Source organism: Desulfovibrio inopinatus DSM 10711 (assembly GCF_000429305.1).
In the GTDB taxonomy this organism is placed as follows: Bacteria; Desulfobacterota; Desulfovibrionia; order Desulfovibrionales; family Desulfovibrionaceae; genus Alteridesulfovibrio; species Alteridesulfovibrio inopinatus.
The window spans coordinates 266562-280676 of the sequence record NZ_AUBP01000005.1; the positions used below are offsets into that span (position 1 = coordinate 266562).

The following is a 14115-nucleotide window of genomic DNA, read 5'->3' on the forward strand; positions in this document are numbered from 1 at the left end:
ACATAAAAGGTTTCGCACAGAAAAGAACAAAGGTGAGACAGGGAAATCACGGTTGCCATGAAGAGATTGAAAGGCTAGTCTTCTCCAAGGTCCGTTGTATTCCCTCTTTACCTCAAACCCCGTGGTTCAAACACCACTCATACCATTATGCTCGACGCGCTTTTCGATCATATCGATGCATCACGTGATACTGTCATCGATCTCCAACGTTCCTTAGTGTCGATCCCAGCGCTCCATGCTGACGCCGGAGGCCAGGGAGAAGAAAACAAAGCCGAATTCATGCGGAATTACCTGCGTGATATGGGCATTGAACCTGTTACATATAAATGCCCGGATACCAGTGTGGAATGCGGGTTTCGCCCCAATGTGGCCGGAGTTATTCCGGGAAAGGATACGTCGAGAACCTTTTGGGTCATCACCCATCTCGATGTCGTTCCTCCCGGCGATTTAACGTTATGGGACACCGATCCCTATGAACTACAGGTTGCGGATGACGGCGATACCATTATCGGACGCGGTGTCGAAGATAATCACCAGGGATTGGTCTCATCCATTCTCGTTGCCAAAGCGCTCAACGATAAAAATATCACCCCGCCTATAAACTATGGATTGCTTTTCGTCGCAGACGAAGAAACGGGCAGCCATTACGGGTTGGGATATATGCTTCGTGAAAACGAACACCTTTTCTCCAAAAACGACCTTTTTCTTATCCCCGACTTTGGTGATTCCACGAGTGAACATGTGGAAGTTGCAGAAAAGAGCATGTTGTGGGTCAAGTTTGTGGTGAAGGGCAAGCAGTGCCATGCTTCCAGACCCCAAGATGGTGTCAACAGCTTGGTTGCATCGGCTGCATACATCATGAAGCTGCTGAAGTTGCATGAAATTTTTGACAAAAAAAATGTTCTTTTCAAACCGGCAAATTCCACGTTCGAAGCAACGAAAAAAGAAGCCAACGTGGAAAACGTCAACACGATTCCCGGTCGAGATGTATTTTACATTGATTGCCGCATTCTACCGGAGTATGATCTGGACAATGTTCTCAGTAAAATCAAAGAAATGGGACACGAAATTGAAAAGGCGTTCGGTGTGACGATCACAAGCGAAGTCACCCAACGCGAGGTTGCGGCCCCTCCCACGCCTGTCACAAGCGAGATCGTCACCCGGATGATTGATTCCATAAAGAACGTGTACGCCTGCGATCCGGAGCCAGTCGGCATCGGTGGCGGCACCGTTGCTGCTGTTTTACGACGTAAAGGCTATGACGCCGTGGTCTGGTCTACCCTGATCCAAAATGCTCACCAACCCAACGAACGCTCAAGCATCCGCTATACGATAGGCGACGCCAAAGTCATGGCCGGAGTGCTTTTCAAGGAAGACTAAACGTGTCCGACGACTTGCCTCCTCCTGGGCATAAACCCCAGTTTCCCAATACATTTGATCTTATTGTCGTAGGTGCCGGCCATGCCGGATGCGAGGCCGCCATGGCGGCCTCGCGCCTTGGACTTGCGACATTGTTGTTGACCATCAATGTCGATCGTATCGGCCACTTGTCCTGCAACCCTGCCATTGGCGGACTGGCCAAGGGACACATGGTCCGTGAAATCGACGCTCTAGGCGGCGTTATGGGATTATGGGCCGATGCCGCCGGTATCCAATTTCGTACGCTCAATACCCGCAAAGGCCCTGCGGTACGCGCGACACGCGCTCAAATCGATCGTGATGCCTACCTTAGCGTTGTCAAGAAATCCATCTTCAGCCAACCTATGTTGTGGGTCGTACAGGACACGGCCGAAGAGATTCTGGTTGAGAACGGTCAAGCATGCGGTGTTCGTACCCTATTTGGACAGACGTTTCCGGCCCGTGCCGTTCTCTTGACGACCGGAACGTTTTTGATGGGACTCATTCACATCGGGCTCGACAATATCCGTGGGGGCCGACTGGGAGACCCTCCATCAAATGGTCTTTCGGCCAGTCTCACCGAGCTCGGTATTGAACTCGGTCGATTAAAGACAGGCACAACTCCCCGCCTATTGTCGGCAAGCATTGATTATGATCGGATGATCGTACAACCAGGAGACAATCCGCCTCCGGGGTTCAGTTTTCACGGTCCAGGTCCGCACTTGCCTCAGTTGCCGTGTTACATGACCTATACGAATGAGAAGACGCATGCCGCCATCCGTGAAGGATTTGAACGCTCACCGCTTTTTACGGGAGTCATTCAAGGCACTGGTGCGCGATATTGTCCCTCTATTGAAGATAAAGTCGCTCGATTTCCGGAAAAAGAACGTCATCAAATCTTTGTCGAGCCGGAAGGACTCAACAGTCCCGAAGTCTATCCTAATGGCATTCCGACCAGCCTGCCGCTGGATATTCAGAAACGCATGATCGCCACAGTAGAAGGCCTGGAAAACGCACAAATCGTTCGACCGGGCTATGCTATCGAATACGACTTTGCCATGCCTACGCAATTGCGGGCAACGCTGGAGAGCAAAAAGGTTCCCGGCCTCTATCTGGCAGGTCAGATAAACGGCACGTCAGGCTATGAAGAAGCTGCAGCACAAGGTCTCTGGGCCGCGTTCAATGTTTTTTGTGCCCAAACCGGCAGACCTCCATTTATCTTACGTCGAAATCAAGCCTATATGGGTGTCCTCATTGACGACCTTGTGACCAAAGGAACCAATGAGCCCTATCGTATGTTCACCTCGCGAGCCGAATACCGTTTATTGTTGCGTGAAAACAATGCCGACACCCGACTGACAGCAATAGGCCGGGAACTCGGTCTGGTCAGTGATGACCAATATGTTCGATATTGCGCTAAAGAACATGCACTCACCAAATTGTTGGAACATTTCGACAATACCGTCATCAAACCGGACGGAGCGACTCGGGACCAACTCGAGTCCATACAAGCCGCCATCCCGGCCAAACCAGTGACATTGAGTACCATTTTGCGACAGCCGGAAATGCAGATTGAAAAACTCGTTCCATTTTGCCCGGATATTGCATCAATGAGTCGGGAAGTTCTGACGGAAGCCGAAACCCGGATTAAGTACGAAGGATATCTCCGGCGTCAACAAGAACTCGTCGACCGTTTCGAGCGGTTGGAAGATACAGAACTTCCATCTGACATCGACTATTCCGAGATAAGCGGGCTGTCACGGGAAGTCGTGGAAAAATTGACTCGTGTGGCACCGTTCACGCTAGGACAGGCCGGACGCATTTCCGGAGTCACACCGGCGGCACTCTCCTGCCTTGAGATTCATCTCAAGAAACTGGGACGCCTGTAGCGACACCACCCCTGAGATGTTCTCTTAGCTTACAACACCAACGAGAAAAACAAACAGCGGGTTTCCCGGCGTCTCCCCATAACTCTTTATCTGGAGGAATAACTTTGGAAGAAGGCTCAGAGGGAAAATTCTGGTCGGCAATCAGAAGTTTCTTTCACAACAAAAATGATCTCGCCATCGAGGACCTTATTGTCGCGGCAAAGGAAGAAGGTGAAATCATTACCGATGAAGCATCCATGCTTCTCAATGTCCTTGAACTCGAAGAAAAGACCGCGCATGACATCATGGCTCCACGCACTGACATCGTGTGTGTAGAACTTGAAGAAGGCATTGCCGCCGTTGGTCAACAGATTGTTGAAAGTGGACACTCTCGCATTCCCATTTACCGAGAGAACAAAGATCACATTGTCGGCATTGTCTATGCAAAAGATATCCTCCCCTGCCTTCTTGATCCAGACTGCACGACAAAAGACATCGAGCCCATTATGCGAGCTCCACTTTTTGTCCCGGCGTCCCTGAACCTAAAAGATCTTCTTTTTGAATTCCGGAGTAAAAAGAAGCATATTGTCATTATTTTGGATGAATACGGGGGAACTGCCGGCCTCGTGACGCTGGAAGATGTTCTTGAAGAAATTGTCGGTGAAATTGAGGACGAACATGACCCGGATAAGCCGACGGAATTCAAATCGCTCGGTAACGGGAAATATCTTATTTCTGGACGACTGATGTTGGACGAGTTGGAGGAAAATACCGGCATTGCGCTTGTTTCCGACCAAGTGGAAACAGTTGGTGGATATTTAAGCGAACTTGCGGGACGCGTTCCACAACAGGGAGAAATGTTCACGGTTGAACACTATACGTTTCGCATCAAAGAAGCTGACAAGCGACAAGTTCGTTGGATTCTTATCGAACAGGAAGAACAACCCCTTTCGGCCATTGAGCTCCCCAAACCGGGTTCTGGTTGACAATTCGTTGTGAATTGACGAGGCTTTTCATCTCTGTCTGTTGCAATACCCAACCCGAATCGGCAAGAGTGAGGCACTTCTGAAAATCATGTATATCCACCCCCTTATCCCCACATTCAGCTTGTGACATTTGCCATCATCATAAGCGCTCTTGGCGCCTTTTTGGGGTTTGCGAACCCGGTATTGCATATCCCTGGAATGGTATTGCTCTTTCCTGCCGGGCTTATCTGGATAGGAACGCGCGCAGCCACTCCCAAAAAAGCCTTTTATGCGGGATTATACGCAGGTTGGCTCGGTGCTATCGGGGTGTTGTATTGGACTGTTGTCCCTGTCCATTATTACGGTAACGTTCCCTGGATTCTCGCTTTACCCTGCCCGGTTGTGCTCGGATTTGTCATGGGGTTGTACAGTGCGTTCTTCGCATGGTTTTTACGCTTAACTGCCGATCGCCATGGACCGTTTGCCCAGGCCGTGTATGCTGGTTGCTTATGGGCTACTATCGAATGGGCGCGCGGCATTTTGTTAACCGGATTTCCGTGGATGTCCATGGCTTCCGGTCTGGCGGCCTGGCCTGTTGCCATCCAAGCAGTTTCCATTGTCGGTGCATTTGGTTTAGCCGGCATACTTTCGACATTAATAGCCTTGCTCTTAGGCAGACCATTTCGCATACGCTATGGCATGCTCTCAATCGCTGGGTTTGCTGCGCTCATCACATTCGGATTCATGTCTCTGAAAAATCCGCCCAATGCCAAGCCACTTTCATCGGTTGGGATTATTCAAGGAAATATCGATCAAAGCCTGAAGTGGGATCCCGATTATCAGGAAAAAACAGTCAAGACCTACATCTCACTGAGCGAGAAGCTGGTCGAGGCTCACCATACCGATGTGCTCATCTGGCCGGAAACAGCCTTACCGCTATTTTTTCAAGATAGATCTCCACTTACGCATCAAGTCATGCAGTTTGTTAAGCAGTCGAATACCCCGCTGTTAACGGGAGCCCCGGCCTATGAACGGGCACCGAACGGAGATGCGAACCTCTTCAATCGTGCCTATCTTATTGTCCCCAATAGCGCTTCAACAGCTTCATACGATAAACAGCACCTTGTCCCATTTGGAGAATACGTTCCTCTCAAAGAGTACCTCACGTTTATTTCCAAACTTGCACATGGTATCGGGGACTTTGCACCAGGGACCAGCTCAACACCATTACGTGCCGGCCACCTTGCCATGGGCATGCTCATTTGCTACGAAGCAATCTTCCCGGAGCTTGCACAGCAGCGCGTTGAAAACGGTGCCAATGTCCTTGTCAACATCTCGAATGACGCGTGGTTCGGATACACTTCAGCACCGCGCCAACACCTTGATTTAGCCATACTGCGCGCCGTGGAGCAAGGCCGGTATATTTTACGAGCGACCAATACAGGAATCTCAACCGTCATCGATGCCAACGGACGACTTCGTTCTTCAACACCACTTTTCGAACGTACAAGTATGTATTACGAGCAAGTCCCACCGTTGACGGAACAAACCGTGTACCATCGCTTTTATACTGTCTTCTATTTCGGTACTCCGGTTCTTGCATTGCTCCTCCTGTTGACAGGACTTATGCGCCCACAGCGAAAAGTATTTTCCTAGGTCATCTCGGTACAACATTTTTTTTGGAACCATTTATGTTACAATACCCAGACCTCAAGGCTCAAAGCAAAGACGTTTTGGAACAATTCGACAGTCTCTGGAGGCGTCTTTGACCTGAATGAGCAAAAAGGCCGACTGGAGGCAATTGAAAAACAATTGCTTGATCCCAGTGTATGGTCTGACCAGGAAAAAATGACCCCACTTCTCCGAGAGAAAAGCGCTCTCGCGCAAACAATCGAGCAGTGGGAGTCTCTGCTTCAATCACGTGAAGATCTCGATGAATGGTTGATCATGGCACAAGAAGACGGCAGCCAAGAAGTACTCGCCGCAGCCTTTGATCAATTGGAGCAAGTTTCCGTCAAACTCCATCAAGCCGAACTCGCAACGCTTTTAGCCGCGCCGGAAGACGAGTCCGATGCTATTTTGGAAATTCATCCTGGAGCTGGTGGAACCGAAGCCCAAGACTGGGCTGAAATGCTCCTGCGTCTCTATAAACGATGGACTGAACGGCATGAATTCTCGCTGAAAGTCCTTGATCTTTTGCCTGGAGACGAAGCAGGTGTGAAAAGCGTGACGCTCCAAATATCGGGACAACATGCCTACGGATTACTGAAATCGGAAAAAGGTATCCATCGCCTTATCCGTATTTCACCGTTTGATTCGTCGGGCAGACGACACACCTCGTTTGCTTCCGTGGACGTCTATCCCGATGCCGGCCGTAATATTGATATTGATATTAAAGAAGACGACCTGCGTATTGACGTGTTCAGAGCCAGCGGCCCAGGCGGACAGCATGTCAATAAAACGAGTTCGGCAATTCGTATCACTCACTTGCCGACTAATATCGTTGTTCAATGTCAAAATGACAAGTCGCAGCGTCGTAACAAGGAAACGGCCCTCAAAGTTCTTAAAGCCAGGTTATATAATCTTGAATTGCAGAAAATCGAAGACGAACGAAAAGCCGAATACGCGACCAAAGAAGCGATCGGTTTTGGCAGCCAGATTCGTACTTATACCATGCAGCCTTATCGTCTCGTCAAAGATCATCGCACATTGACGGAAGTTGGTGATGTCGAAGCTGTCTTAGACGGTGAAATCGATGAATTCATTCGCGGCTACCTGCTGCATGTTCATGCCACAGCACAGGGTTGACATGGATCAGGACAAGGACATTTTGCGGCTTGCCGATGAATTGTCCCAATTGCGGACAATTCTACGCGATGTGTGTACGCATGAATCCTCTGATGATAATGAAGATACGGGGATTCTTCTCGTGCGCCCATGTGCAGGATTGACCATGGAAGAATGGAAGCGCATAACGACGAGTATGCATCTCCATCAATGGCTTGCCCTTCCCTTGTCTGAGAACCCACTGCCATCGCTGACATCTATTCAAAAAACCCTTGAAGAACTTGCCTACCAAACGGAACATGACCCGTTGACTGGCGTGCATAATCGTCGCGCCTTTGATACATTCTTCGCCATGGAACTCGAACGTGCCCAGCGACTGGAAAACTCGCTCACCTTGGCATTGATTGACCTTGACGACTTCAAGCGCATCAATGACACGTACGGCCACGCTGTCGGGGACAAAGTTCTCATGGGGGTCGCCGATGTTTTTAGCCAATCCAAACGGAGTTACGATATTTTTGCTCGCATCGGAGGAGAAGAGTTTGTTCTCATTCTTCCAGGTGTCGGTATGCTCCAAGCCGAAACAATCATGGAACGCATGCTCGAAACATTACGCACCACCTCTTTTAACTGCTCAGCGCAAGTAGATCCTATTCAAATGACTGTATCGATAGGATTGGCAACCACCAAAGGCAATCAACCTATTTCTGCCGCCATGCTTCTGGAATTAGCAGATAAGGCGTTGTACCAAGCCAAAACATCGGGCAAGAATCAAATACGCAAAGCGCCGATTCCAGATTTAAATCGGACGGCGAAAAGATCTGTTGTACGTTCAAATGAAAAACAGTTCCTGTTTACTGGAACCTCAAAAGGATAAAGCTCCATGCTCAATCCCAATTCCACCCTCAGCCTCTCCATTTTAAGCGGAAAGGGAGGCGTCGGCAAAACGAACATGACCCTCAATCTCGGGTATGCGCTCTACAAAGCGAAAAGCCGACTGCTTATTATGGACTTTGATGTCGGATTGGCCAACATTGATGTGCTGCTTGGCATCTCTCCGGAGCAAAACATACAGGATCTGCTTCTCCCCGATGTCTTACCTGAAGATGTTGTCATTTCTATTGAGGAGAACGGATTCGATTTTCTGCCGGCTGCAAGCGGCGTCCCGGAACTGCTCGATATGGACGACGATATGCGTGAAGCCGTTTTCGAGAAACTCAATCATGTCCTTCGTGACTATGATTATCTCTTTTTCGATTTGGGAGCAGGCATCGGCCGAACTGTCCTTTCATTGACGGCAATGACGCAAATGCGTGTCATCATAGTGACCCCCGAACCGACATCATTGACCGACAGTTACGCCGTTATCAAAGTACTCAAAAATCAGTACGACATCACGGATTTCCATGTTGTGGTCAATATGGCGGAATCCTCAGCCGAAGCAAAGCTGACGTTTGATCGCTTACATGCAGCCTGCTTGCGATATCTTGATGTGGACATCAAATTCTTGGGCGGAGTCCAAATGGACCAGAATGTTCCAGAGGCTATCCGCCGTCAGATTCCATTATTCAAATATGCGCCCACATGCCAAGCGGCGCAGGATATTCTTAAGCTGGCCATCAAGATCCAACGTTTGCGGAAGGAATCCTTGGCAAGCATTCAAGGAAAGCCTATTATTAAAAAAATTCCGAACCTTAACGTGTAAACGCCACTTGACGAAAACCGTTTTCTTTCGGCAAGAAGGAGAAGAATGAAACGGGTTAGACTTCTGAGTCGCCGTAAAGCCATCGACTTCATCACGACCCATTAGCCGGGGAGGACGCTATGAATAAGAGTGAACTGATTAAGACGTTAGCCGAGAAAGAAGAGATTCATGTGGATGAAGCTGCCGAAATCGTCAACGCGTTTTTCGATTCCATAAAAGATGCCCTCGTTGATGGGGATCGCGTGGAAATTCGTGGATTTGGAAGCTTCAAAATCAAAGAATACAAAGGCTATCAAGGCCGCAATCCTAAGTCGGGAACGGTTGTTGACGTTTCCCCAAAACGCCTGCCGTTCTTTCGGCCAGGCAAAGAGCTCAAAGAGTTCATCAATAAATAAAGGATTTTTTGTTCATGAAACGCTTGAGCTACGCACTGGCGCTCTTGACGCTTGTGCTGTTGCCGGCTGTTGCACACTGCGCTGAGCCACTTGTTTCCATTATCTTTTCTGGAAACAATTACGGAGAGATTGCCCCCTGCCCGTCTTGAGGGGGCAAAACCCTTGGAGGGGTGGCCCGGAGGGCCACAGCGCTTTCTCTTTTGACTCAGGACCCAGCGTTGCACGGTAAGATTCTTTCACTTGCCGGTGCATATGAATTTATCAAGGAAAATGCATCCCCGACGACATCTGCCAAGTCCCTTGCCGGGCTAGCCAAGGCTTTTTCACTGATGTCGTATTCGGCGGGGTTTGTTGCGCCCAATGAAGCCCAAGCCTTGCAGAACGCAAATGCTACGCTCCCGCAGGGATTTGTTGTTGCCTCAGAGAACGCGCAAACTAAGATTGTAACAACCAAAGATTTTACAACCGGTATTGTGTTTTTTCCCATGCTGTCGCCGCGGACAACGAAGGCATCCTCCGATGCAATCCAGTCCGTTGCAAAAGCCGCTAGAGAATTGCGCGCCCAAAATGTCGACCTTATCGTCGGCCTCTCTCCATGGGGCGCGCAAATCGAACGGGAATATCTCGATGCCGGAAATCGAGATGTCGATGTGTTGCTTGGCAGCGGTCAGGGTTTTGGCTTCAATGCTCGCCCGATGTCCGGCAGTCACGTTCTCTGGGCCAGAGGATTTTCCAAAGGCAAAGTTATGGACAGCATCGAAATTTTACAGGTTCCGTCAAACAAAGAAACCTGGAAGCCGAGAAAAAATTTTAATGCCCAGGCCATCCGTTTGGAAGATTCTATCCCCGGAGACCCCAAAATATCAAAATTGTTTTAAATAGAGCCTTTTCTTTTTATTCACTTTTAGGCATTCTTCCCTCTTGGACGCATGTGTATTAACCCGTTTATGCTGACCCAAAGGAGGAACTCATGGAGTTCGTTGGCGCTTTTACCGCCTTGGTGACTCCGTTTCGCAACGGAGAAGTCGATGAAGAGGCCTTTCGACAATTTATCGAATGGCAGATCGAAAAAGGAATCAATGGTCTTGTACCCTGTGGCACGACCGGAGAATCCGCGACGCTCTCACATGCTGAACATAAACGGGTCATAAAAATCTGTGTTGACCAGGTTGCCAAACGCGTCCCTGTCCTGGCCGGAGCAGGCTCTAACAATACGCGGGAAGCTATTGAACTGGCCAAGGAAGCCAAAGAGTTGAACGCCGATGGCGCGCTGCTCATTACACCGTACTACAACAAACCGACTCAACGCGGTCTCATTGAACATTTCGCTGCGATTGCTGGTGAAGTATCGATGCCGATTGTGGTGTACAATGTTCCGGGGCGGACGTCGGTGAATCTATTGCCCAAAACACTGGCTGAAATCAGCAAACGCTGCCCCAATATTATTGGTGTAAAAGAAGCTACGGCAAATTTGGCACAAATTTCGGACGTGCTTGAATATTGTGGACGCGACTTCACCGTGTTGTCCGGTGACGACTTCACCATTCTTCCCACCCTTGCCATTGGTGGAAAAGGTGTCATTTCTGTCATCTCGAATGTTGCTCCTGATAAAGTGGCCACAATGATCAGTGCATACGTGAAGGGCGACATGACAACGGCGCAAAACATCCATTACGAACTGGCCCCGCTTTGCCGGGCGATGTTCCTGGAGACCAACCCCGTACCGGCCAAAACCGCTCTCGCCAAAATGGAAACGATTCCTTCGGCCGAAGTGCGTCTCCCGCTTGTCCCGCTCACAGCGGAATCCGAAGCTACACTGGATACGTATCTTCGTAATGGCGGCTTCATTTAGACCCCGACTTCCAATAGTATACCAAGGGAGCCCGTTGGCTCCCTTTTTTTTGGCAAATTCCTCAAACGTAACGCACCTCATCCCCCCCCAAAAAAAACGGACTCCCCTTGTGGAGAGTCCGCGGCATTCAGATCTCGACGTGATTGTACAATCTACGGCGTCACAGCGGTGACGGTCAATCCATCTTCACTCGCATCGACTGTAATTTCATCGCCGTCACGAACGTCACCGGCAATAAGTTGCTTGGCCAAGGTCGTTTCCACATGGCTTTGCAGGTAGCGCCGTAAAGGCCGTGCACCATACACCGGATCGTACGCGGCATTGGTAATGAACGTCTTGGCGTTATCGGTCAATTCCAAAAGAATCTTTCTTTCGGCCAGACGTTCACGCAGCCCTGTCAACATCAGTTCGATAATCTGCCCAATCTGCTCTTTGAGCAATGGTTTGAACAGGACGATTTCATCGACACGGTTCAAAAACTCAGGTCGAAAGTGCATGCGCAAGGTGTCCATGACTTTGTCAGTGACACCTTCCCGGAAACTCCCGGTTTGTTCAATGCCATCAAGCATATATTGCGACCCGAGGTTGGACGTCATAATGACGATGGTGTTTTTGAAATCCACAGTCTTCCCGTGGCTATCGGTCAGACGACCATCATCAAGAATCTGCAGAAGGACGTTGAAGACATCGTGATGTGCTTTTTCGATTTCATCGAATAACACCACACTATACGGTTTACGCCGAACCGCCTCTGTTAACTGTCCTCCTTCATCATATCCAATATATCCTGGAGGCGCCCCAATCAAACGGGCAACCGTATGCTTTTCCATATATTCGGACATATCAAGTCGAACGATATTGTCTTCGGTATCAAACAATGACTGTGCCAGCGTCTTGCACAATTCCGTTTTTCCGACACCGGTCGGACCAAGGAAAATAAACGATCCAATGGGCCGACGAGGATCTTTAAGCCCTGCTCGGGCGCGCAATACGGCATCCGCGACCGCGTCAACGCCTTCATCCTGACCGACAACACGTTCATGTAATTCCTCGGGCAAACGCAATAATTTTTCCCGTTCGCCTTCAAGTAAGCGCGCAACAGGAATACCGGTCCAGCGTGCAATAATTTGCGCGATATCATCCGGTCCGACTTCCTCACGTAGCAGACGAGAACCACCGGCTTCTTCGGTGATAATTTCTTCACTCCGCGCCAGTTCCTTTTCCAGTTCGGCCAACTTTGAATACCGTAACTCAGCCGCCCGGTTCAGATCATAATCGCGCTCAGCCTGTTCGATCTCAAGGCGTGTTTGTTCAATTCGCGCCTTCAGGCTGCGTACGCCCTCAATGGCACCCTTTTCTTTCTCCCACTGGGCAAACAGCACGGCTTGTCGGTCTCGCAAATTCGCCAGCTCTTCTTCAAGTCGAGCAAGACGTTCTTTTGATGCGGCATCAGTCTCTCTTCGCAGGGCTTCACGCTCTATTTCAAGTTGCATGATCTTACGATTTGCCTGGTCGAGTTCCGTGGGTTGAGAGTCAATTTCTGTTCGGATCATGGCCGCGGCTTCGTCAATGAGGTCGATCGCTTTATCCGGCAATTGTCTGTCGGAAATATAGCGATGCGATAAGACCGCTGCCTCAACCAACGCGCTGTCAGCAATACGCACCCCATGGTGCACCTCAAACCGTTCGCTAAGGCCGCGCAAAATAGAAATTGCATCTTCCACGCTCGGCTCTTCCACGAGAACGGGTTGAAAGCGTCGCTCAAGAGCAGGATCTTTCTCAATATACTTTCGATACTCATCAATCGTGGTTGCGCCGATGCAGTGCAATTCACCGCGAGCCAACATTGGCTTGAGCAAATTGCTTGCATCCATCGCACCGTCAGTCTTTCCTGCTCCGACAATGGTATGCAGTTCGTCGATAAACAGAATGATACGGCCTTCAGATTGCTGAATTTCTTTGAGGACAGCTTTCAGTCGCTCTTCAAATTCACCACGATATTTTGCCCCGGCAATAAGCGCTCCCATATCGAGCGCAAATACCGATTTATCCTTCAGGCCTTCGGGAACATCTTTTTTGACAATACGTTGGGCCAGCCCTTCAACAATGGCAGTCTTCCCAACACCGGCTTCCCCGATAAGCACAGGATTGTTCTTCGTTCGACGCGATAAAATCCGAATGCAACGGCGAATTTCTTCATCACGGCCGATAACAGGATCGAGTTTCCCCTTCTCCGCTTCTTCCACCAAGTCGCGCCCGTACTTTTTCAAGGCTTCGTAGGTTTCTTCAGGATTGGCCGACGTCACACGTTGCTTCCCACGAACTTCCGTTAAAACGGACAGAATCTTTTCTTTCGTCAAACCAAACTGTTTGTTGATATTGGACACGCTCGACTTGCCGAGATCATCAAACATGGACAAAAATAAATGTTCCACGCTGACGTACTCGTCTTTCATATTCTTCGCGAGGTCTTGTGCCTTGACGAGCACTTCATTCAAGCGCTGTGTGACAAAAATCTGGCCGGGAGAGGCCCCTGGACCAGAAACACTCGGTAATCGCGAGAGCTCCGCTTCCAAGGCTTTCGTATAGGCTGCCAAATCAATGCCAGCGCGCTCGATCAAGCGCGGCACAAGCCCATCTTTCTGTGCGATAAGCGCAGACAACAGGTGCTCGATATCGACTTGCTGGTGCCCGTGCTTGACAGCGACAGACTGCGCTTCGGTAATAGCTTCCTGTGATTTTTGTGTAAATTTATTGAGATCCATAGGTTCTCCTATATTCAGAGCATATGAATTGAGACTATCCGAATTGACTACAAAAGGCGTTGCAGATCACGCACCTTGTTTTCCAGATGCTCAATGCGCTCGATCAAATCGACAATGATGCTGGCCCCCTCGACGGAAATATCGAGGTCGCGCGAAATGCGATCCAGCTTACGTAAGCGATACACATCTTTTGCACGGAAGAGATATTGTTCTTCCCCCGCACGTACCGGTGAAATCCATCCCAACTCGATCAAATGCCCCAAAACGGACGGATGAATACCGGTCTGGTCCAAAAACTGAGACCATGCAATAAGTTCCGATTTTGTTGGTAACCCCGAATTCACGATGAGCTTGACATCCATGACGTATCCTTGCGGGCT

General features: G+C 49.5%; 12 protein-coding genes. 10 read left to right on the forward strand and 2 right to left on the reverse strand.

The window, feature by feature from the left end; translation table 11 throughout:
• Positions 1–147 precede the first annotated feature (147 nt).
• The 10 genes from G451_RS0105765 (at position 148) to dapA (ending at position 10970) form a co-directional block, all read left to right on the forward strand.
• A complete protein-coding gene (locus G451_RS0105765) occupies positions 148–1380 on the forward strand; it encodes a M20 family metallo-hydrolase (protein WP_027183503.1) in 1233 nt (410 codons plus the stop codon).
• Between the two features lie 101 nt (positions 1381–1481).
• Positions 1482–3287 carry a tRNA uridine-5-carboxymethylaminomethyl(34) synthesis enzyme MnmG gene (mnmG, locus tag G451_RS0105770; protein WP_245587781.1) on the forward strand — a complete coding sequence of 602 codons (1806 nt, stop codon included), beginning with the start codon at positions 1482–1484 and terminating at the stop codon, positions 3285–3287.
• A gap of 104 nt (positions 3288–3391) precedes the next feature.
• Complete coding sequence (locus G451_RS27880; protein ID WP_051261200.1) at positions 3392–4252, forward strand: hemolysin family protein; 861 nt, start codon at positions 3392–3394, stop codon at positions 4250–4252.
• A 123-nt stretch (positions 4253–4375) separates the two neighbouring features.
• Positions 4376–5887 (forward strand): apolipoprotein N-acyltransferase, encoded by a 1512-nt coding sequence (lnt, locus tag G451_RS27885; protein ID WP_051261201.1) that lies wholly within the window; start codon positions 4376–4378, stop codon positions 5885–5887.
• 35 nt (positions 5888–5922) lie between these two features.
• Positions 5923–7039 (forward strand): peptide chain release factor 2 gene (gene prfB, locus G451_RS0105785; RefSeq protein WP_156921528.1). Its coding sequence is split into 2 segments (ribosomal slippage): positions 5923–5997 and positions 5999–7039, totalling 1116 coding nucleotides; the frame shifts between segments, so codons are not numbered across the junction.
• Between the two features lies 1 nt (position 7040).
• Positions 7041–7895: a GGDEF domain-containing protein gene (locus G451_RS0105790; protein WP_027183506.1), complete on the forward strand. Its 855-nt coding sequence runs from the start codon at positions 7041–7043 to the stop codon at positions 7893–7895.
• 6 nt (positions 7896–7901) lie between these two features.
• Entirely contained in the window at positions 7902–8723 is an 822-nt protein-coding gene (locus tag G451_RS0105795) for a MinD/ParA family protein (RefSeq protein WP_027183507.1), read from the forward strand.
• A 119-nt stretch (positions 8724–8842) separates the two neighbouring features.
• Positions 8843–9118: an HU family DNA-binding protein gene (locus G451_RS0105800; RefSeq protein ID WP_027183508.1), complete on the forward strand. Its 276-nt coding sequence runs from the start codon at positions 8843–8845 to the stop codon at positions 9116–9118.
• A gap of 14 nt (positions 9119–9132) precedes the next feature.
• Entirely contained in the window at positions 9133–9996 is an 864-nt protein-coding gene (locus G451_RS0105810; protein WP_420705175.1) for a UshA-like (seleno)protein family 2, read from the forward strand.
• A gap of 92 nt (positions 9997–10088) precedes the next feature.
• The gene (gene dapA / locus G451_RS0105815) at positions 10089–10970 is read left to right on the forward strand and encodes a 4-hydroxy-tetrahydrodipicolinate synthase (protein ID WP_027183510.1); all 882 of its coding nucleotides are present in this window, start codon (positions 10089–10091) and stop codon (positions 10968–10970) included.
• Between the two features lie 152 nt (positions 10971–11122).
• On the opposite strand, the gene clpB is transcribed toward dapA, so the two are convergent.
• On the reverse strand, positions 11123–13735 hold the full coding sequence (clpB, locus tag G451_RS0105820) for an ATP-dependent chaperone ClpB (protein WP_027183511.1): 2613 nt from the start codon (positions 13733–13735) through the stop codon (positions 11123–11125).
• A gap of 47 nt (positions 13736–13782) precedes the next feature.
• A complete protein-coding gene (locus G451_RS0105825; RefSeq protein WP_027183512.1) occupies positions 13783–14097 on the reverse strand; it encodes a chaperone modulator CbpM in 315 nt (104 codons plus the stop codon).
• Positions 14098–14115: the final 18 nt, after the last annotated feature.